The organism is Periweissella cryptocerci (genome assembly GCF_004358325.1).
In the GTDB taxonomy this organism is placed as follows: Bacteria; Bacillota; Bacilli; order Lactobacillales; family Lactobacillaceae; genus Periweissella; species Periweissella cryptocerci.
The window spans coordinates 2,807,041-2,828,903 of sequence record NZ_CP037940.1; the positions used below are offsets into that span (position 1 = coordinate 2,807,041).

Annotated in this window: 20 protein-coding genes; 12 read left to right on the forward strand and 8 right to left on the reverse strand. The window is 41.4% G+C overall.

What is annotated here, in order from left to right:
- Positions 1–81 precede the first annotated feature (81 nt).
- From EQG49_RS12540 to EQG49_RS12550, 3 genes are all read left to right on the forward strand, one after another.
- Positions 82–3,648: a PD-(D/E)XK nuclease family protein gene (locus EQG49_RS12540; RefSeq protein ID WP_133364302.1), complete on the forward strand. Its 3,567-nt coding sequence runs from the start codon at positions 82–84 to the stop codon at positions 3,646–3,648.
- Positions 3,641–7,381, forward strand: coding sequence for a helicase-exonuclease AddAB subunit AddA (gene addA, locus EQG49_RS12545; protein WP_133364303.1), 3,741 nt, complete (start codon positions 3,641–3,643; stop codon positions 7,379–7,381). The genes EQG49_RS12540 and addA overlap by 8 nt, the downstream gene beginning before the upstream one ends.
- 204 nt (positions 7,382–7,585) lie before the next feature.
- Positions 7,586–8,539 carry an L-lactate dehydrogenase gene (locus EQG49_RS12550; protein WP_133364304.1) on the forward strand — a complete coding sequence of 318 codons (954 nt, stop codon included), beginning with the start codon at positions 7,586–7,588 and terminating at the stop codon, positions 8,537–8,539.
- Between the two features lie 1,811 nt (positions 8,540–10,350).
- On the opposite strand, the gene greA is transcribed toward EQG49_RS12550, so the two are convergent.
- Positions 10,351–10,836 (reverse strand): transcription elongation factor GreA, encoded by a 486-nt coding sequence (gene greA, locus EQG49_RS12555; protein WP_133364305.1) that lies wholly within the window; start codon positions 10,834–10,836, stop codon positions 10,351–10,353.
- A 152-nt stretch (positions 10,837–10,988) separates the two neighbouring features.
- Here greA and EQG49_RS12560 point away from each other — a divergent pair, with 152 nt between their 5' ends.
- From EQG49_RS12560 to EQG49_RS12585, 6 genes are all read left to right on the forward strand, one after another.
- Complete coding sequence (locus tag EQG49_RS12560) at positions 10,989–11,279, forward strand: HesB/YadR/YfhF family protein (RefSeq protein WP_133364306.1); 291 nt, start codon at positions 10,989–10,991, stop codon at positions 11,277–11,279.
- A gap of 92 nt (positions 11,280–11,371) precedes the next feature.
- The gene (locus EQG49_RS12565) at positions 11,372–11,554 is read left to right on the forward strand and encodes a hypothetical protein (RefSeq protein ID WP_133364307.1); all 183 of its coding nucleotides are present in this window, start codon (positions 11,372–11,374) and stop codon (positions 11,552–11,554) included.
- A 15-nt stretch (positions 11,555–11,569) separates the two neighbouring features.
- A complete protein-coding gene (locus EQG49_RS12570) occupies positions 11,570–12,298 on the forward strand; it encodes an MBL fold metallo-hydrolase (protein WP_133364308.1) in 729 nt (242 codons plus the stop codon).
- A 2-nt stretch (positions 12,299–12,300) separates the two neighbouring features.
- Positions 12,301–12,900 carry an MBL fold metallo-hydrolase gene (locus EQG49_RS12575; RefSeq protein WP_133364309.1) on the forward strand — a complete coding sequence of 200 codons (600 nt, stop codon included), beginning with the start codon at positions 12,301–12,303 and terminating at the stop codon, positions 12,898–12,900.
- A 36-nt stretch (positions 12,901–12,936) separates the two neighbouring features.
- Entirely contained in the window at positions 12,937–13,932 is a 996-nt protein-coding gene (locus tag EQG49_RS12580; RefSeq protein ID WP_133364310.1) for an aldo/keto reductase, read from the forward strand.
- 219 nt (positions 13,933–14,151) lie between these two features.
- Positions 14,152–14,490: a hypothetical protein gene (locus tag EQG49_RS12585; RefSeq protein ID WP_133364311.1), complete on the forward strand. Its 339-nt coding sequence runs from the start codon at positions 14,152–14,154 to the stop codon at positions 14,488–14,490.
- On the opposite strand, the gene EQG49_RS12590 is transcribed toward EQG49_RS12585, so the two are convergent.
- Both EQG49_RS12590 and EQG49_RS12595 read right to left on the reverse strand, forming a co-directional pair.
- A complete protein-coding gene (locus tag EQG49_RS12590) occupies positions 14,484–14,750 on the reverse strand; it encodes a PspC domain-containing protein (RefSeq protein ID WP_133364312.1) in 267 nt (88 codons plus the stop codon). The genes EQG49_RS12585 and EQG49_RS12590 overlap by 7 nt on opposite strands.
- A gap of 70 nt (positions 14,751–14,820) precedes the next feature.
- Positions 14,821–15,957: a site-specific integrase gene (locus EQG49_RS12595; protein WP_133364313.1), complete on the reverse strand. Its 1,137-nt coding sequence runs from the start codon at positions 15,955–15,957 to the stop codon at positions 14,821–14,823.
- Between the two features lie 339 nt (positions 15,958–16,296).
- On the opposite strand from EQG49_RS12595, the gene EQG49_RS12600 reads away from it, so the two are divergent.
- Positions 16,297–16,524 (forward strand): hypothetical protein, encoded by a 228-nt coding sequence (locus EQG49_RS12600; RefSeq protein ID WP_133364314.1) that lies wholly within the window; start codon positions 16,297–16,299, stop codon positions 16,522–16,524.
- A gap of 20 nt (positions 16,525–16,544) precedes the next feature.
- Here the strand turns inward: EQG49_RS12600 and EQG49_RS12605 are convergent, their stop codons facing one another.
- Positions 16,545–17,111: a hypothetical protein gene (locus EQG49_RS12605; RefSeq protein ID WP_133364315.1), complete on the reverse strand. Its 567-nt coding sequence runs from the start codon at positions 17,109–17,111 to the stop codon at positions 16,545–16,547.
- Positions 17,112–17,221: 110 nt separating this feature from the next.
- Positions 17,222–17,869 carry a hypothetical protein gene (locus tag EQG49_RS12610; protein ID WP_133364316.1) on the reverse strand — a complete coding sequence of 216 codons (648 nt, stop codon included), beginning with the start codon at positions 17,867–17,869 and terminating at the stop codon, positions 17,222–17,224.
- A 673-nt stretch (positions 17,870–18,542) separates the two neighbouring features.
- On the opposite strand from EQG49_RS12610, the gene EQG49_RS13795 reads away from it, so the two are divergent.
- On the forward strand, positions 18,543–18,707 hold the full coding sequence (locus EQG49_RS13795; RefSeq protein ID WP_165964902.1) for a hypothetical protein: 165 nt from the start codon (positions 18,543–18,545) through the stop codon (positions 18,705–18,707).
- Positions 18,708–18,798: 91 nt separating this feature from the next.
- On the forward strand, positions 18,799–18,987 hold the full coding sequence (locus tag EQG49_RS12615) for a hypothetical protein (protein WP_133364317.1): 189 nt from the start codon (positions 18,799–18,801) through the stop codon (positions 18,985–18,987).
- A 17-nt stretch (positions 18,988–19,004) separates the two neighbouring features.
- Here the strand turns inward: EQG49_RS12615 and EQG49_RS12620 are convergent, their stop codons facing one another.
- From EQG49_RS12620 to EQG49_RS12630, 3 genes are all read right to left on the reverse strand, one after another.
- Complete coding sequence (locus EQG49_RS12620; RefSeq protein ID WP_133364318.1) at positions 19,005–20,105, reverse strand: hypothetical protein; 1,101 nt, start codon at positions 20,103–20,105, stop codon at positions 19,005–19,007.
- Positions 20,106–20,196: 91 nt separating this feature from the next.
- Positions 20,197–21,267: a hypothetical protein gene (locus EQG49_RS12625; RefSeq protein ID WP_133364319.1), complete on the reverse strand. Its 1,071-nt coding sequence runs from the start codon at positions 21,265–21,267 to the stop codon at positions 20,197–20,199.
- A complete protein-coding gene (locus EQG49_RS12630; protein ID WP_165964903.1) occupies positions 21,268–21,762 on the reverse strand; it encodes a helix-turn-helix domain-containing protein in 495 nt (164 codons plus the stop codon).
- Positions 21,763–21,863: the final 101 nt, after the last annotated feature.

Below are 21,863 nucleotides of genomic sequence, written 5' to 3' on the forward strand. Positions count from 1 at the left end.
AAAAAAACGACCAGCATTGTTTATCGAAGCAAATGCGGGCATCCGAGCGTCTGAAATTAACGGTAATTTAAGGGGGAACTGATGACATTAACATTTATAACCGGGAGTGCGAGCCGCGATCACCAAGGGGCAATGCTCACCAAGGTCAACGAACAAGCAACGACCACTCCGAATGAACAGCTTTTTTACCTCGTTCCAAACCACATTAAATTTGAATCTGAAGTTGAAATTCTGACCCGCTATGGAACACTTCGGCATCCGAACACAGAACTATTAGCGGAAAGCCAGTTACAAGTATTTTCGTTAACGCGGTTAGCGTGGTATTTTATGGCAAATACGCCGGCATATCGGACGAAACGCTTGAGTTCGGCGGGGCTCTTTATGCTAGTAAAGCGCGTCTTAGTCGAAAAAGTTGATACGCTAACAATTTTCCAACAGCTCGCACGCAAGCCCGGATTTATTGACCAATTAGCACAACAAATTAGTGAATTAAGAATGTCCCAAATCACGGGAACCGAACTGCTACAGATTGCATCGATTGAGGCCAGTGATTACGAATTGAGCGCTAAACTGCACGATTTGGCGATAATTGCCGATGCCCTCCAAGGTGCACTCGGGGATGTGTTGTTAACGAGTGCGGACATGATGAACATCTTTAGTCAGTGGTTGCAACAGGCTGATTTAAGTACGGCGCACTTTTATTTTGAAGGTTTTTCAGCGTTTACCATTCAAGAGCGCGAAATCGTTGAAGTATTGATCAAAAAAGCCGATGTCACAATCGCAATGATTGCCGATGATCAGCCATTACAAGGAGCATTGTTTAACCGGCCTAAAAAAATCATGGCTGAATTAACCGATTGGGCTAAAATGCATGCAATTTCAGTGCGCACCGAAGTGGTTAATACGCCCCGACTCGGCATGCAACCTGGCTTGTTAGCGTTAGAAAAATTTTGGCTTGAATTACAACAAACCGGGCGCGTAACGAAGCAACCGGAATTAGCGGCTACTGACAATTTAAAACCGATACAAATTTATCGGGCCGATTCACGCCAAACCGAGCTTGAACAAGTTGCACGCATGATTCGGCAGTGGGTTGCGGTGCGGCCTGATTTTCGTTACCGCGATGTTTTGGTGATTGCGCGCGATTTGACGCAGTATGCCACAATGATTGCGCCAACCTTTAACCGCTATCAAATCCCGATTTTTACGGATTTAGACTATGCCATGAAGAGTCACCCCTTAGTGGAATTCATCGGGGCACTGTTTACATTACAAGATTCGTACGCGTACCAACCGCTGATGCGGCTATTAAAAACTGAATTATTAGTACCAACTGACATGACGGCGCCTGAATTTCGGGATGCTTTGGATGTGACGGAAAACTATATTTTAGCGAATAATCCACGCCGCGATGATTGGGAAAGTACTAAAGCTTGGGTAGCACACGGTTCATTTGGTTCAGAGGATGATTGGGAACCCACACCCACTGAAGCAAAACGCAATACACAGATTAACCAAATTAGACATTTGACAGTGACGGCGCTAACTAAATTTCGGGATGTGATGCAAGCGGTAAAAAATGGTCGCGAGGCAGCGAGTGCGCTGTATCACTGGTTAGATGATTTTGGTGTGATTGTTACTTTACAAAAATGGCGTAATCAAAAACTTGAGCAAGGTGAGATAACTGCAGCCGGGCAACCGGAAGAAGTCTGGCAAATGCTCACGAGCACGCTCGACGAATACGTTAATTTATGGGGTGACCAACCATTTTCTAGCGATGACTTCCTAGAAATTCTGTTAGCGGGGTTCAGTGGGGCGAAATTCTCAGGGATTCCCTCAACAATCGATAAGGTTCAAATTTCTGAAGCCGGGATTGTCCAAATGAATCACTACAAAGCAGTAATTATGATTGGTGGTACCCGTCAAAATTTGCCAGCCCAAATTCAAACCCACGCGCTGTTGAGCGATGCGGACCGCGAAAAATTAACCCCGATGTTAGCTGATTTTGAAGTGCCACGGTACTTACGGGATACTAGTCGCGAGCAAATGGCAGCAGAACCCTTACTTGCCTATTTGAGTTGGTTACACGCTAGTCAGGCAGTCGTGCTGACTTTTCCAAGTAAAGATACGAGTGACAAACCACAGTTGATGTCGCCATACTACGCACAAATTCAACAAGCGTTCAATTTACCAATCGGTCAGTGGACTGCGAGTCCGTTAAAACCAACTACTGATGAACAGTTATGGCAATATATTGGAACACCACGCTCAGCGGTTAGCTATGTTGCTGAATTAGCACGTGAACTAACCACCCAGCAACAGCCATTTGCGCCCGGCTGGAATGCGTTATATCGGTACCTACTGGAAAAAGAACCAATTATGCAAAGTGTGATGACCGCATTAAATTATCACAATCAAGCAGTGCAACTGCGGCCAGAATTTGTGAATGCGTTATTTGGTCAGGAATTGCATACTTCAATTTCACAATTAGAGGCGTATAACAATAATCCATACGAGTATTTTTTACGGTATGGGTTACGCCTTCAAGAACGCCAAGTCTTTGAACTTAGTCCGGCTGATACGGGTCAGTTTTTCCATAGTGTGTTGGATTTAATTATGAAGCGGCTAATTGCAGAAGATCAGACACCTGGCCAATTATCAAAGCAAGCAGCAACGGCATTGGTTAACGAGTTAAGTGGGCTCGTCCTAATGGATCCCACGTTCAAAATTTTGCAAAGTTCACCACGGTTACAGTATATTCAACGGCAATTAGTCAATACGCTCCAAACGACGTTCAGTGGCATTGTTAGTGCCAGTCGCGCTAACAATAGTGTGCCATTTGCAACTGAAGTGCAATTTGGGCGAATTAACTCAACGAAAGGTTGGCAACCGCTAGTATATGATTTAGGTCAAGGCCGTAAACTCGATATTCGGGGAAAAATCGATCGCGTGGATGTTGATCAAGTCGGCGAGAAATTGTTTGTCTCGGTGGTCGATTATAAGTCCGGTGATAAAAAATTCGATTACCGGGATGCCTATCATGGGATGGCGTTGCAACTGCTGACATACTTGCAGGCGCTCCAACTAAATGCGCACCAGTTTGCCAAACCAATTGAAATTGGTGGTGCCGTGTTTGCGCATATTTATAATCCCAAAACGAAGTTAAAAGACTTAAGTAGTAAACAATGGTTGCCAGATGTGCTCGATGCAGCGGGACTTGAAGTCGCCACCAAAGCTCAGCAGGAAGCGTTTCAATATCATGGTTTATTAGTTGAAAATCCAGATTTCTTAAGTAGTTTGGATGATGGACTTGAAGAAAACGGCGCAGCTAAACATTTTGGCTTCAAAATAAAAGCCAACGGTGACTTTAGTAAAACCGGTGATTTGATTGCAGAAAGTGATCTAGAACTATTGTTAGAACATAACCAAGCAATCTTAATTGCAACGGGTGCCAATATTTTAGCTGGGGAATTTCCAATCTTTCCAGCTAAATGGTCCGATCAAAAAACGGCGCTCCAGTATTCACCGTTCAAACCAGTGATGAGTTTTGATGCGCTAATTGATAATAAATATCACTTGATTGAAAGCCTATCAAGCAAAGAAATCTTGGCGCTACTACAAGCTGAAAAGGAGGGGAACAATGCCTAAATTTACGCCCAATCAGCAACGCGCGGTCGTTGAAAGTGGCCATAATATATTAGTCTCTGCTTCCGCAGGATCCGGGAAAACGACAGTCTTAGTTGCCCGGGTGATTGAAAAAATATTATCGCCAACTGACCCAGTCAGCGTGGATCAATTATTGATTGTTACGTTCACGGAAGCTGCCGCCAGAGAAATGCGCGACCGGATTGAAGTCGCATTGAAGGATGCGATCCAAAAACCGGAAAACGCCGCTAGATTAACTTATTTACAACAGCAATTAATATTATTGCCTAATGCAAACATTTCGACATTGCATGCATTTGCACTCCGATTAATTGAAAACTACTACCATGTAATTGACTTGGACCCACAGTTTCGTTTGCTTGCTGATACTGCCGAAGTCGAATTGATGCAACAAGACGTCTTGGAAATCGTGTTTAATGATTTATATGAAACTGATGATCAATTCGGTGATTTGGTCGAAACACTCTCAACTGACCGTAACGATAACGGTATGCAACAGGCAGTGTTGGAATTGTATGATTTTGCCAACGCACGCCCTGATTTTGACGGTTGGTTAGATACGCTTGCCCAGCATTACGCACTCGCAGATGGGCATTTTGTTGCTAGTGATTTTTATAAATCAAAGCTTCAGCCGGAACTAAAAAGCACACTTGCACGGTCGGTTGAACAATACAACAACGCCATCTTGGAATTACAAGTTTTTGATGATGATAAAAATATTGCCAAACGCCTTGCCCAATTCCAAGAGGAAGCGACATTACTCAATGCCGTTACTGGTCAATTGCTGACAGGCGAATGGGATGAAATTCGGCAAACCATCGCCAACTTTGCTTGGCCAACTATTCAAGGTCGCGCCGGTAAAGACATGGATCCAGACGCCAAAGACGCTTTAACGCTATCCAAAAATATTCGCGATAATGTGAAAACGGAAATGACGAAATTGCGTGATGATTTTTTCTTGCTGGATGAAAACAGTTTGCTCCAAGTTTTGGCTAAGACTGGCGACGCGGTTGCTGAATTAGTGAAAGTTGTCAAAGCGTTTACCGCGGCATTTAATGCGACTAAACGTAAAAAACAAGTCTTGGACTTTAGTGACTTGGAACATTTTGCATTAGAAATTTTGAGTGATAATGTGACTGCACAAACCTTACAGGCACGGTTCCGCGAAGTAATGGTCGATGAATATCAAGACATTAACCCATTGCAAGAAACGGTCTTGAGTGCCTTGAGTAACGGGCACAACATGTTTATGGTGGGGGATGTTAAGCAATCAATTTACGGCTTTCGTCTGGCTGATCCAAGTTTGTTTACGGCTAAGTACGAAAAGTTTGGTGAATCTGATAATCAAGACGGTCAGCGAATCGTGTTGGCGGAAAATTTCCGGTCCCAAGCCAATGTCACGAACTTTACCAATTTAATTTTTACGCAATTAATGGATAAACAACTTGGTGATTTGAGTTATGACGGACCCGCAAAGTTAGTCGCTGGTGCCACCGATTATCCAAGTGAATTACCACAGACCGCTACGATGATGGTTTACCTCGAAGAAGCGGGTGATGAAGTAACTGATACAGCGCAAGTTGTACCAGACAAAATGACAGGACAACTATTAATTGTCGCCCAACAAATCCAGCAGTTAATTACTGCCGGTGAAGTCTATGATCGTAAAGCCCAAGCAATGCGTCCAGTTCAGTGGTCAGATATTGCGATTTTGGAATCAACGCGTAAAGCTAATTTGAAATTGTTAGATATCTTTAAGCAAGAAAATATCCCAGTGGCAATTAACGATGCGGACAATTATTTCCAAACGACGGAAATTAATGTCATGCTGAGCTTATTGCAGGTGATTGATAATCCGTACCAAGACATTCCGTTGGTGGCAACGTTGCGCTCACCAATTGTTGGTCTAGATGAAAACGGCCTAGCTTTGATTCGAGCCGTGAAAAAAAGCGGTAATTTTTATGAGGCGCTCCAATTATTTTTAGAAAAATTTGCGGATGCTGGTTCTGAAATTGAAGCGATGAGTGGGACTTTCGGCCGGCAAGTAAATGAGCAGTTGACCAAATTTATGACGCAGCTTGCTACTTGGCGTGAAGCTGCACAGCAAAACAAACTCGTTGAATTGATTTGGCGGGTCTATGAGGATACCGGTTACCTCGAGTATGTTGGTGGTATGCCAGCTGGACTACAACGGCAAGCTAATCTGCATGCACTTTATGAACGTGCCCAAAGCTTTGAGCAGAGCAGTTATATTGGTTTGTTCCGCTTCATCAGTTACGTTGAACAATTACGTAAAAATGATAAGGATTTAGCCGTTGCTTCAGCCGAAGTAACGGAAAATGCAGTGCAGGTAATGACAATTCACGGTTCAAAAGGACTGGAATTCCCAATCGTATTCTTATTAGATGCCACGCACAAATTCAACGAAATGGATTTACGGCAAAATTTGATAATTGACGCGGACGAAGGGGTTGCCATGACGTACATGGAACCAACGACACGCTTGCTTATGGATACCCCACAACAAGCCTTGATTCGCTTAAAACAAAAACGCCGAATCTGGGCGGAACAAATGCGGGTCTTATACGTCGCGTTAACACGGGCGGAACAACAACTTTATATTGTTGGGGCCTATGATTCAGCGCAACAAGTCAAAGACCGCTGGTTACAAGGCGACTTAACGCCAGATTTAGTTCTACCAGAATATGTCCGGCTGAAAGCCAATAATTTCATGGACTGGCTCGGAATGGGCATCGTGCGGCATCCTAATTTCCCAACGATTTTTGATGAGGTCACACCAAACCGCAAATTAGTAGCCAATCCTAGTGAAATGCAAGTTGAGTTTTTTGATGGTACCAAGGTACAAGCGTTACATGTTGCTGGCGGCATGAATCCACTGGGCGCTGAAAATTCGGTTGAACCGGAACAACACGCGGCGGTGTCCGCTGACTTTGAACAAATGCGTCAGATCTTGGAGTATCAATATAATCACGTTGCGGCAACGCAAACGACCGCTTATCAAAGTGTCAGTGAAGTTAAACGGCTTTTCGATGATCCTGACGTTTTACAAGCACCACAATTAGTTTTAGATGGAGCGGGGCAATCAGAGGGTAATCGTTTAGTGGCCGACAATGATTTTGCCCAACCTGAATTTATTGCGCAGGGTGAAAACCGGCCATCGGCAACTGCGGTTGGTTCAGCGACTCACTTAGTTTTGCAACAGCTTGATTTGACCAAACCGATTACACGGGCAGTGATTGAGGCGGAGATTGACCGTTTGGTGCAACAACAGATTATTACCAATGATATCGGGACGTTAATTCGTGTAGATACGCTTTTGACCCTGTTTACAAGTAGTTTTGGCAAGCAGTTACAAGCAAATGCTGCCACAGTTAAACGGGAACAGCCATTTAGTTTGTTGATGCATGCCCGGGATATTTATCAGAATTATTCTGGTGGCGATGAACGGATTTTAATTCACGGGATTATGGATGGCTACTTTACGACGCCAGATCAGCAGGTAGTTTTATTCGATTATAAAACTGATTATATCCGGCCAAATAATAAAGTCGGCGGGCAAGCTGAATTACTTGCGCGTTATCAAGGGCAACTACGGCTATACGCCAAAGCCCTAGCCGCAATGCAATCACTGCCAGTGAGTCACGTTGTCTTGTATTCACTAAGTTTGGGCGAAGCAATCGAATTAAAAATTTAAGGCGTTATGATTGCATCTGCCCAACAATGGTCCTAAGATATAAATGTATTGCATTGTTCTACCGAAAAAATTTGGTACTGGAAACGGTTGCAGTTGTAAAAATTGCGAATATCGCTAGATTATTAGGCGAAACAATGATATAAATAAGTAGTTAATAGTCCGGTCAATAAAGACCGTAGACATATATTTGGAGGAATGTTTCTCATGTCATTACAACATCATAAAGTAGTTTTAGTCGGTGACGGTGCGGTTGGTTCATCATACGCATTTGCCATGGCACAACAAGGTTTAGCTGAAGAATTCGTTATTGTTGACGTGTTCAAGGAACGCACTGTTGGGGACGCAATGGACATTGAAGATGCCCAAGCCTTCACTGCACCTAAGAACATTTACGGTGGTGGTTACGAAGACGCCGGCGACGCTGACTTGGTAGTTATCACTGCAGGTGCACCACAAAAGCCTGGTGAAACTCGTTTGGACTTAGTTGATAAGAACTTGGGTATTATGAAGTCAATCATCGAACCATTGATGGCCTCAGGCTTCGACGGTATCATCTTGGTTGCTGCTAACCCAGTTGATATCTTGACTCTTGCCGCACAAAAGTTGTCAGGTTTGCCAACTACGCGTGTCTTTGGTTCAGGTACTTCACTCGATACTGCACGTTTGCGTGCTGACTTGGGTAAGAAGTTCAACGTTGACCCACGTTCCGTTGATGCTTACATCTTGGGTGAACACGGTGATTCAGAATTCGCTAACTTTGACGAAGCTACTATCGGTGGTCGTTCAATTAAGGCCTTTGCTAAGGACGCTAACATCTCTGACGAAGATTTGGATGCAATTCTTTACGCAACTGCTCACAAGGCTTACGAAATCATTGACCGCAAGGGTGCCACTTTCTACGGTGTTGCTACTGCCTTGATGCGTATTTCAAAAGCAATCTTGAAGAACGAAAACGCTGTGTTACCAGTTGGCGCATATATGGACGGCCAATACGGCTTGAACGATATCTACATCGGTACACCAGCAATCATCAACAACCAAGGTGTTGCTTCAGTAATCGAAACTCCATTGTCAGATAGCGAAGCAACCAAGATGGCTGCTTCTGCTAAGGCATTGAAGGACATTGCTGACGAAGCATTCGCCAAGATTAACTTGTAATATATAATCAAAAATGCCCATCTCATACGTGAGGTGAGCATTTTTTTCATACATAATGGCTCTATCCTGATGTAGGATTGAATAAAATTTGCCACTGCGTGCCAGTAAATTACTTGGCGCACCGCGCTGGAAGCAACCTCCCAAGCCAAAATGCGGTCTTGTGAGGTTCGGATAAGCTGGGAGTCTAAGGAATAAATCCCTAAGACTCCTCATCTCATCCTCAGCGGCGACATGTGTTGCACACATATCACCCCAGTCGCGGTGTAAAGGCTGCGCCCACCAAGCAATTTACCGGCACTCCGTTAGTTAGTAATAATACTCAAACTAGCGAAAAACGATTACCAACCACAGATTGCAGATTCACTCAAATCAGTTATAACCGATTTAGTGATGTACTTACACAAAAGTATAGAACTGATAATCCAACGTTAGAATAAATTAAGCCTAAATAACCAAAGGCCTAAGTTTCTTCCACTCTTGAAAAATGTGCAACAGCTTTCGGTGGGGGCCGTCACCGCAAGTAAGAGAACTAGTTCAAGCGCGCGACCAAATGTTCACCTGACAGTACCGAAAAAATTACGCGGTTCTTACTATCAATTTAACAAAACTAAAAGTTTCCCAAAAGGATACTACGTGGCACGGACCTTTAATAAAACGGGATTAATCAAGCGACAGTGATGTTAAATGGCCAAGCCAAAGGGAATCTATTTCGGCTAGGTCATTTTAATAGTGGTAATAGTTTACCAATCAAAAATAATTCTGAAGATGTCATTAGAATCCACAAAGTAAAGTACAAGGGAAAATGGATCAAGGCGATTAGTATCCGAAATCAATATAAAAAAACTGCCAATATTTTAATAAGAAAATCAAGCAAAAGCGCACAACGACAAGTGTAAACTATAAGTTAAATTGGAGTGATAAAAAAAGGTCAAATAAATCCAATTTATGCATTATCCAATTAAAATTAAGTAAATTAGTAGACAAAAACAGTTACAATGTGAAGTAAGTTTGAAGATTGAGTGATACCTTATGCTAAAATTTGCATAATTACTAGCAAATAAGATAGAATTAGAGATATCGAAGAATACTATAACAATGCGTACGTTGAAGTTTTTCGATGCGAAAGTTTTAAAAAGCACATTTACCCATGAGCAAGGTAAGTGTGCTTTTTTGTTGTGTCTAACAAGTTTCATGCGGATTATTTCGGTTCTATTCCGTCTGACGTGGAATTTATAAAATGTGATGAGATGTATGATGCCACTGCGTGCCAGAAAATCACATTGTGCACCGAGATGGAAGCACATGCCCAAGCCAAAGGGCGGTCTTTGGCAATTCGGGATAGCTGGCAGTCTAATGGCTAAAGCCAAAAGACTGCTCATCTACCCTCAGCGACAAACCCGACACGTGGTGTCAGGTTCGTCCCATTTCGGTGTAAAGCCTGCCGGCCACAAAGTGATTTTCAGTCACTCAGTTGGTTTTCAATGATTTTCAGCGAACAGCGACTTTTTGCTAGTCTGAAAATTATTACTAACTAACGGAGTGCCGGCGAATTGCTTGGTGGGCGCAGCCTTTACACCGCGACTGGGGGAATATGTGTGAATCACATATTTCCGCTGAGGATAAGATGAGGAGTCTAAGGAATTTATTCCTTAGACTCCCAGCTTGTCCGAACCGACCAAGACCGAACTTTGGCTTGGGAGGCTGCTTCCAGCGTGGTGCGCCAAGTAATTTGCTGGCACGTAGTGGCCAAGTTTATTCAATTCCAACAACAAAAAAGCGTAAACCAAATCATACTGGTTTACGCTTTTGCATTAGTTGTTTTCAACTTTAATGATTTCAACGTCCATTGAGCCACCGTTTGGCAATGGAACGGCAATCTTTTCGCCAACTTTGTGACCGTTAAGGGCCGCTGCGATTGGTGATTCATTTGAAATTTTACCGCTCAAAGGATCAGCTTCAACGGCACCGACAATTGCGTATGTTTCAGGTTCTTCGTCGGGTAATTCCTTAAAAGTAACAGTTTTACCGATAGCAACTTCGTCAGCCGCAATTGCATCTGAATCGATAATTACTGAGTATTGGAGCATGTTTTGCAAAGTCTTGATGCGTCCTTCAACGAAGGCTTGTTCGTCCTTTGCTGATTGGTATTCTGAGTTTTCAGAAAGGTCACCAAAAGAGCGGGCGATTTGGATACGCTTGGTAATTTCACCACGCGTTACCATAATCATATCGTTTAATTCTGCTTCAAGTTTTTCCTTACCATCTTGGGTCATAGGAAATTGTTTGTCTTCAGCCATTTTTTATTCACGTCCTTTTTCTAAATATAGCAAGATAAATGTAGCACGGCATTGAGTAACGTACAAGTGTTAAAGTGCTATTTTTTTGTGAATTTTCTATTATAATAGAACTTGTAAGGCTGTGAACACTTGAAGATCGGGGGCGGGGAAAGATGAAGTTAGTAATTACGGAACAAGCACTTGAGTGGTTTCAAAATGAAATGGCGTTAAAATCAGGTGATGGAGTGCGCTTTTACGGAAAAACGTATGGCACGACCAATGTGCATCAAGGATTTTCAGTAGCGCTGTCTCGCGATGCTGAACCGCTTGACCCAATCGTTTTAGTGCGCCAAGCCGGGATCATGTTTTACATCAACGAGCGTGACGAATGGCTGTTTCATGACTATGATTTAACCGTGGACGTGCAAAATACCGAAGATGGCCCAGTGTATAAATTCACGTAAATTGCGAATTTGAGCTATTTTCATAGGTTTTTGGCATTAATATTGGTAAAATAAAACTATTAGATTAATAAAAAATTAATGAGGTGAATACCATGACTTTAGAAGAATATTTAGCAGCACAAGCACAAACTAACCCCAATTTTGAGGCAGAATGGCAACTCGTTCAAGCTAAGCATGCGATTTACACGAAAGCCATCGAACGCCCACGGGCCCGTAAGCGTCTCTTGATTCGTTTGTTGGATGCCGAAATTGTCCGCGAGACTACGACCGACTAAATAAGGAGGCGCTTTATGCAAATCAATAAAAATCTCCATGTTTTACACATTACGGCTGATTTAGGTGGCCACCCATTTTCATTTCGGCTACCGGTTTTAGTTAACGAAGACCAAATTATGCTTGTTGATAGTGGGCTGCCAGGTGGTTGGCCACTCATTAAAGAAGAGCTCGTTGCAGATGGCCTCGGTGAAAAAGAGTTGGTCGGGATTATTTTGACTCACCAAGATTTTGATCACATTGGTGGCGTCGCAGCGATTCTAAACGATTATCCAGAAGCCCTCGTAATTGCCTTAGACGAAGAAGTTTCATACTTGAATGGTGAACAGCCATTTGTTAAGTTAACACCGGAACGGATGCAAACGCTACCCGCTGCTTTCCAAGATAAATTTGGCCGCGCCAATGATAACGTCACCAAAATTGTTAGCGATGGCGATACCATGACATTTGGGCGAACATGGCAGTTTGTTGCGACCCCAGGCCACACGCCAGGGCACATGTCATTGTATGATGCACAAGACAAATTGTTAATCACTGGGGATGCGTTACGTATTGATGGCGACAAATTAACGCCGCCAGCACCGCAGAACACGCCCGACTACCCAACTGCCATTGATTCGGTGGCCAAGCTAGCTGAGCTTCCCATTGAAAATGTGATTGCGTATCATGATGGTATGTTGCAAGGTAGCGAATTTAACGCTGAAATGTTGCAGATGGTCAGAAATTACTTAGCTGAAGGATTATAATTATGAAAGCGGTGCGCGTAGCAGATAATATTTTGGCGCTACCAGTCGAATTTGGCGGTGAATGGCAGTATTTGACGGTCTTGACGAACGGTAATCGGTATACGTTAATTGATACAGGGATAACAAAACATTATCGGACGGTCATCCAATCACTTGCAAATACTGCTGAGTTAGCAGGGATGCATTTGTTTGGGGTGCTGGTTACGAGCGCAAATGAACATGCGATTGGTAACTTGAGTTCATTTGTCGCCGATTATCCCGAATTGGTAATTATGGGAACGCATGAGGTGCTCGACCCAATCCAATTACCGTTTACGACCAATATTAAATTCATCGCTGACGAAACTGTGCTGGAATTTAATGGTGAATTACTGGTCCTTGTGAACGTGGCCGGGATGCTGGCGCTTTATCACATTGCAACCAAAACAATGATTGCCGGCGACCGTTTAATTTTAGAGAATGGTCAATTATTACAACCCACACTCGCTAATCGACCAATTTTGGATTTTCCAATGGAACAATTGATTACGAAGGGTGGTATTATCGCTGGTACACAGCTAGCGGCAGCCATTGGGGCAATCAAAGAACAAGACAACGGATAGTTAAAGATAAAACGTATTTTTGGAGGATATTAAATCATGGTTTTTGCAGCTGCAGAAGATCGTTACGAAAAGTTACCTTATAATCGAGTTGCCGACACGGGGATGTTGTTACCAAGCTTATCATTTGGCTTGTGGCGTAACTTGGGTGACCAACAACCACTCAGTAATTCCCGCGAAGTGATTTTGAACGCCTTTGATAATGGGATTTTCTCATTTGATAATGCATCAAACTACGGCCCAACTAATGGGACGGCCGAAGAAACATTTGGTTACGTATTTGAAAAGGACTTAAAGCCATACCGTAACGAATTGGTTATCACAACTAAAGCCGGCTTCCACTTGTTCCCAGGTCCTTTTGGGGAATCAATGTCAAAAAAATCAGTAATGCAAGCGATGGATCTTTCACTGCAACGCATGCACTTGGATTACGTTGACATTTTTTATGCTCACAAGTGGGATCCAGAAGTTAATGTGCGCGAAACCGCCGAAGCGATGGATTTAATGGTCCGTCAAGGTAAGGCATTGTACGTTGGGGTTTCAAATTACACGACCGAACAATTCAACGAAATTGCCGAAATCTTTGAAGAATTGCACACACCATTTGTTGGTAACCAAGTTTCATACAACATGTTGAACCGTGAAGTTGAAGCAGATGGTTTGCTCGAAGCCGCTGCCAAGCACCACGCAGGCGTAATCCCATATGGCCCATTGGCTGAAGGCTTGCTAACTGATCGGTACTTAGATGGTATTCCAGCTGATATGCCATTACACTGGTCAAACAAAGCGATGCTTGGTGAAGGTGGTAGCGACAAGGTGGTAGCGAAGTTAAACGCCTTGAATGATATTGCTAAGCAGCGTGGTCAAAAGCTTTCACAAATGGCGCTAGCATGGTTACTCAAGGACGAACGCGTGCCTTCAGTCGTGATTGGTGCATCACACACTAATCACTTGTTAGACAACCTAAAATACGCTGAAAACGCTGATTTATCTGCTGAAGAGCTCAAAATGATTGATGATATTTTGAACAAGTAAGAGAAAAACAACGCTAACAATAGAGTATCAGTAATTCGATGGCTGAAAAGTCCAGAAACGACAATTCCGCACTAGAATAAATAGAAGTAAACAAAAGGAGTTGAGGCGATTGCCTCAACTCCTTTTAATACTGTGCTGTCTAGGGCGAAGAAAACTAATGCACAAGTATTATTTCTTGCGCTTGGGAAAAGTAAACTACGGCGGTCGTTTGAAAAAAGTATGAATTTAGCCGTTGAACGTGGTTTTGGACGAAACAAGACAATAGTCACTAAATCAAAATCAGAAAAGCATTGGTTAACGAAAGATGCTCAAAAGAAGCGTGGTATTACTCAAGTTTCTAGTAATAAAGAAAAAGCCGAGGCGTTCTTACAAGAAATAGGTGTGAAAAGTGGCCCATTATTAACGGAAAGATCATTTGAAAATTTTCTGGCAACGTACAATATTGTGATGAGCAAAGTGGCCAATGTTATTCAATCTCACGTCAGCCGAAATGGCGCCAGATATAGAGGTAAACAAAAGGAGTTGAGGCGATTGCCTCAACTCCTTTTTAACTATTGAACGTCGCCTTCGTTACTAGCATCGTAGTAACTGGTGTAAGAACCATCGCGTGATTCACGATGCGTGCGCTTAGGCTTATCAGGCATAAGCAATGCCGCGACGATGTATGCAATTACTAGCGCAAAGTTTGTGAATAAGCCGATGATGACTACCACAATCCGTGCTAAAGTGTGGTCGATATTAAAGTAATCGGCCACGCCGCCGATAACGCCAGCAATGATGCGATCATCTGATTTGTATAATTTTTTCCCTGTGTTCATGAGTTTATCCTCCGTTAGTATATCTATTTGACACCTTTATTATGCTATACGGCGTATAATATTGCAAGAATTAAATCCTTTTATACCGGGCTTTTAGAGCACTCGTTTTGCCATTTGTTGACGTTTGTTGACTTAGAGCTGACAACGTCTTGTCCTGTTCTTCTGCCAGTTGGCTCGATAACATGTGAGCATATACCTTTTGAGTAACGAGTGTGTTCTTGTGCCCAAGCCGTCGGGAAACGTATGCGATATCAACTCCAGCTCCAAGTAAAAAACTAGCATGTGAATGACGAAGGCCGTGAAAGGTTATTTTCTTGGAAATATGAGCATTATCGAGAATTCGCTTGAACATTTTATTCATGTAAGAGTCTTGCATGTATTGACCAGCGTAGCGACCATCATTAACGAACAACTGCATTGTTCTCACTTTGAACATATAAACACGTAAGTAATTTACCAATTGTTCACTGATCGCTATTTTTCTGATTGATTGTGAATTTTTCGGCTTCGTGATTTGACCAGTTGGCGAGGAAAATGCTTTGGTGATTGAGATGGTCATATTTTGTAAATTAATGTCATCTTTATTCAATGCGATAATCTCGCCGAATCGCATACCAGTTTCTAAGCCAATCAACGTAATAGCCGAAAATTTGTCTGATTGCGAATATAAGTGCCGCTGTAGCTGTTTGAATTGATTACCCTCTAGATACTTGTCATCCGGTTGTTTTCCGTCGTAGCCACCAGATATGAGCCTTACAGAAGGGTCTTTGGGCAGGTAGTTATCAATGACCGCATCTTTCAAGCTTGTTCGAATCGCATTCACTAACATTTTCATGGTGTTTTTTGAATGCGAGAGCGAATATTCACTAATTTTTGCTTGTAGCAGCTTAGCGTTAAGCTCTTTTAAAGTAGTGTCACCAAATAGATTTTTAACAGTGTTCTCAAAAGTTGTATACATGCGCAAAGTTGACGGACGAACTTGTCCTTGTTTATAATGAGTGTACCAATTCTTAAAGTATGCAGCAAAGGTGATTTCTGAAGCTGTAAGACGTTTGCCAAAATGCTTTTGTGACTCTAAATCATAAGCATATTGTTCAGCGTCTTTTTTTGTTTTGAAGCCTGATTTGGTTAAGCGGTTCCGTTTGCCATCTTCAACGACAGAAACTACCGCAGTCCACGTTTTACCACGTTTGTATAGTGATGCCATAGTAATTCTTCTTTCCACCCGACAGAGTAGACCAGTTAGAGTCAGGGTGACTAATATGTATGCACATTTTAAGTTAGATAGTTTATTGGCATCACGGTCATATCATTACACATTCAGCAACTACGTAATCGCCGTAAAGTTAGAGAATTCTATTTTAATAATCGAAATATTGCCGTTATTTGTATTATTCAGCCAAAATTGAGCTTGTAAATGCAAATAATGGCTCTTTTTTTGTTTTTATGTACGCGCATTTCCTGGCATGCAGGGGATGCGCTTTTTGCATTCGCTAAGTTTCGCTTGATATGATAAAGTTGCTTAAGAAACGAAAGGAGATCGCAAATGAAATTATATCCAGAAACAGGTCAAGTATTTACTGAGAATGCTGATGGGTTCTTTATTGACAGCACTAAAATTAATAATGTTACAGAAGTTGAGTACGAGAGAGCAGAAATGGGGGCAGGGGTATACGTTACCTTAAAAATAAAAGTAAAGGAACTTAGGTTTACTGATCAACATATCAATGGACGAATGTTGATGGATGAGAACGAGAATGTTCATCTAATTTAGCATTTTTGTATTTTACGAAATTAATCAGTTGTCTCGTCAGTCATAAAATCATAAGTGACAGAACCATTTTGATATTCGAATAACGATCTGCGACTATCACGCGGGTTAAGAATGCGAACACCTATTTCAGGGATTGCTTTGTCGATTGTATCAGCCAATTCGATTGCGGTATCAGTGATTGCGTTCCATTGAATTGAAATATCGATTCCATCAACGAAATCATCAGTATATCCATTGATTTCATCAATTGCGTCACCTTTTGCGGTCATAACAATCATATTGTCAGTGTAATCATACTCCGTATTCCAAACAGAGGAACCGGATGATAAATTTTCTACCAATTGTTCACGATCAATGCTGTCGGTATCGATACCTGATTTTTCTTTGTCTAGGCTTGATGCGGTTTCTTCAGTCCATTCGGCATCCGCATCAGCAGAGTCATCAGAAGTTTCTGAACTTTGTGAGATAGATGATTCGGAGTCGCTTGTGTTATTTGCAGCGCTTTTTGAACCGCAACCAGTTATGAAAATAGATGATAATAAAATGATTGTAAGTAAAGCGAAACGATGTGTGTGTTCTTTTTTCATGGTCTTGTACCATCCTTATTTAGTATTATCCCTAATACACAAAGAAAAAACTTTCAATGGTTATATAATAAGTATATTGAAATAGGGTAGCTATCCAGTAAGAGGTATCGCTAATCGACTTTCATAACATCAGAAAATACGCCTTCGTGAGCAATTTGTGTACCATCTTCGGCATATATATGGATTACCGGCTTTATATCAGAGTCAGTTCCGCCTGCCGTAGCAAAGGCTAATTCGGAAATTGATAAATACATATCAGCTAATTCTTGCTTTTCTGAATTAGACCAGTATTTTACCTTTTGAGCAACATCAATATTGTAAATATCTTCATGCCCAGATAAAAAATCGGAAGAATCGTAAATATCACCGCTGATGTCGTTAGCTGTTAAATTTCCTTCCATTTGGGAATTAAATTCTTCAGGGTTGTATTCTTCAGCGGATGCTTCTGGTTCTGATAAATCCTCAACTTCATCAGAACCGCCGCTTGCTGATTGAGTAACTTGAGGAGAGCTAGTGAATGAATCATCCGCAGGAGCAGCGATTATAGCAATGGTTAAAAAAGCCGGTAAAATACCTAGTGCGAGAAACATTATTTTTGTGGATCTTGAGAGTTTGTTGCTGCCGTTTTTTTCTGAAGATTCCATTTCTAGAACAGCTTGTAATTGTTGCTCAGCTTTCGCTTCTGCGGGTGATTTTGTATATCTATTTACAATGTCGTGGGCATCTTTATGAGCTTGGTTATTGTCATTTGTTGGCATGATAACACCATCCTTATTTAGTATTATCCCTAATACACAAGGAAAAAACTTTCAATAGTACATATTAAGTTTATCGAAATAGGGCAGTTATCCATAATGATACGCTTGTGAATTTCGTGGGTTTTATCTCTAATTGATTGAACGTTTGAGATTACCCTGTGCCTCATAAGTGAATGGATGGTGAAAAACGTTAGTGAGTGGTCATTGATAAACGGTTCGAGCACTTCAGTAATCGCTTTTAAGTATTTCAATTCGGCCAGTCATAGAAACGTTTTTCGTATAAAACGCAAAATACCCGTATCGCATTCAAGAAAGAATGTAATACGGGTATTTTGTGAGACGATGCCGCCTATTAATACGAGTATTACACCATAAATAAAATGAAATTGCAAGAATCTGGTTCAGCCATGAGACCTCCTTGAACGACAAAAAACGCAACTCCATTTACATGAGGTTGCGCTCCGGATCTCATTTGTCTCGACGGACTAGAAATCATTTCGTAACCTCAGAATATATGGATACATGTTAAATGTCAATTGCTTTATTGATCTTCGAATCTGTAATTTATGGGTATTTTTTTCATGTACTAGTTTAACGACATCACGGTCAAATATGTACGCGCATTCCCTGGTATTCGGGGGATGCGCTTTGTAATATAAGAAAATAGTGAGTCATGTTTAGTAAATTAAAAAAAGAAAATACGAAATTTGAACTGCACCAACGTGAAGTTCGACAAAAAATGGAAGCGGCTAACAAAAGACGTAATCAAATGAACACACGAGTTGAAAATCAACAAAAGCGTATAGATGAACGTTTTAACAAGAGGCTAATCGATTAAAATTTTATTAACGCTAAGCTATTAGGTTCACTAAAACAGCAAATATTGGTACAATGTCAATAGTAAGCAGCATAAAATTGGAGGTGATAGAATGAAGTCGAAAATGTTCGATATCGTTGCTTCATATGTCGGCGCAATATTCGTACTCTTTACCCCATTATATTTTGCGGTTAGCTTTATTTTGACGGAATTCGAGTTTGCACCTATCTCTAAATTAATTATTGCGTTAATTGCTGATGCCATTATCGTTGCTACAACAATTAGATTTTATTACAAATAATAAGTTAGGTAATTTGATTAGTCTTCTGACTCATTGGGTTCACTAGCTTTTTTTATTGCTTCTGAAAGTTCTTTTGAAATAGACGCTTGGATAGAATCCATATTCATGCCTGCTTTATTAGCAAACTCAAGCATACGAGCAATATGAGCATCCTTGGCTTCTAGCTCTTCGTTTAAACGTTTCGTTTCAGCGCCCTTGACACGTTGCCCAACAACACCGTCATCTTCTTTTGTTAATTCAATACCATGGTCTTTACCAAGCATTGCTTTGAACGTAAAACCTTTTTTGCTATGAAGTACAATTAAAGTCAGCAAGAGCAAACCAACAACCGGGGCGATTGCTAAAACTAGTTGAACATCACCTTCAGATTGCACGTTACTTTTAATAATCGGGTCAGAGTCAGGTATAAGTTCACCATACGCTTCAACAAGGTTATACGTAAAACCAGTGAACGCGCGTCCGTTAATATCTTCTTTTTGATTAACATGGAACGTGAGATAAAGCTGGTTATTTGATACGTAGGCATCATATGCCGCACGCAAGATATATGGAATGTACTTGTTTATTTTACTTAACGTTTGTTGTGTATATATCATTCGATACAGCGCGGGATCAGCTTGCTCTCGATTGAATTGCTTTAAAAACTGAACCTTGAGACGTTTAAGAAACGGTGAATTTTGACGACCTTGGACAACGGGTATTTCCTCGAGTTGTTGCTTGGTAATTTCAAAAGGATCGCCGGTTACGACGCCTAACGCAAAACGTTCCGAAGATTTACTTGGAACAAGCACGTAATCGCCAGGCTTAATATCATTAGCAAAACGAGTAAGTTGGCCAACCCATGAGGTAAATGTTCCAACTGGAATTGCATTTCCTTTAGAATCCTTAGGCTTTTTTTCCTGGAACATTATTTTTAATTTATCTTTGTCACTAGCAGTATTTTTAACGTCCGCTAAAGAAATTTCATCGAAACCAATACCGACATATTGGTTGGTTACAAAGTCAGTGAAATAGTCACCGCTTTGTGCACGAATAAACCAATAAGTTGCATCGGAATTTATCGATGGAAGGGAAGAAATGATATCGGATAGGTCGTTAATCTGTAATGTTTCTGGCATAACACTATTTTCTCCGTTCAAGTTAATTAGTTTTACGACATCACGGTCAAATATGTACGCGCATTTCCTGTCGCCAGGGGATGCGCTTTTTTTAGTGAGTAGGTACATGTTTCTTTTCAAGCTTTGATAAGGTTTTTAACCACGGTCCGAGCCGTTTGCCAATGACAGCGAGCTGAGTTGGGCCATATAGACCATTCTCGATAGCATTAGGAGCCACAATTAATTTACCGTTTGCTCCAGTATCCGGGTTAAGCATATCAAACAATACTTGATTCTCGTTTTTCTCGTGATCGTTTTTCACAATGTACATGCCCGGTCCAGTGCCTGGGTATGCTGTTTGTATATATAGGTTTTCATAGGATAAACGAGTGCGTAAAGGCGAGACATGTAAGTCTTCCATGTGATCGACAAGTCGAGTGAGCTTACCATCACGCTTGAATAATCTATCAAGATACGTGCGGTGGTATTCGGGATTGAGCGCCTTATACGACAATGCGATTTTACCTGTGACGTGATCAATTCGGATTGCATCATCGCCTAAGTCATAAGATTCGTGCCAACTCATCCATGGAAATGATAAATCGTAGTTAGAATCAATAAATTCCTGATATTCATCTTCTCGAAGAATTGCTGGGAAACGGTCTTGACCTCGTGCCCGCCAGTTGTAATTGAATAGTTCGCCTACACGAGAGCGATCTTCGAATTGAAAGATAATCTGACGCAGATTATCAAACGTCGGCCAGTAACTTTGCAAATCAGCACTCAGACGAATATCAAAGTTAGATGCTAGTTGCCGAACTAGATCTTCACGCGCCTGAAAATTTAGTTCAACATCAAATTTTAAATTGTTCACGCGCAAGTAACGAGCGTAGATGCTCATAATTAGTTTAGCGGCGCCGATGTTCGCATCGTATTCACGTTGCGCTTTCGTTCGACCGTGTAAGACGAGATAATTTGCTACGTGAGAAATTTCGTGGGCAAGAATAAATACGCGACTATTCATATCTAATAAAATACGACTAAATAAGATGTCATGATCGTTTATAAAGCTAAGTTTCTCGTGCTCTAACCGTTCATCTGTCAAACGAATAGTAAGTGAGTTTGCTTTTGCAATGCGTACTAATTCATCCATGAAGAAATCAAGTTCGACTTCTTGTTTCATTTACAAAGTATCTCCATTCTTTTTTGCACGTGCTAACGCAGCTAAGTCAGAGTCGGTAACTTCAGAACCATTGTCGGCCGCACGCAGTACGTGCTGTGTTTTTTTAGATGCCTGCGACAATTTTAATTTCTCGTTAAAATTGATAATTTGCTGCGCTTCATCTGTTTCATCTACTATATTAGTAGTGTTATCCGTTTTTTTTGGCGCCCGTGACAATTTTAAATTCTCGCTAAAATTTATAATTTGTTGTGCTTCATTTTCTGGTGTATCTGGATCTATGTGAGAAATGACTTTCTTTTGTACGTTAGTAAGAGCATCAAATTCGCTAGGATATACACCTAGAAGATATTCTGGCGTAATTCCGAATATATTTGCGAATTGATTTGCTCGGTCAAGAGGAAATCCTCGAGTCTCATTAAAATATTTAGAAATTGTAGATTTTGAAATATTTGTGGCGTTAACAATATCCTGCTGAATCATGCTACGTTCGGTCATTAACGACCTCATCAATTCAATTATTTCGTGGTTGGTTCGCATAATATATACTCCTTTGATTGGTTCAAATATATCACAAAATGGAAACTCTAACCAACAAA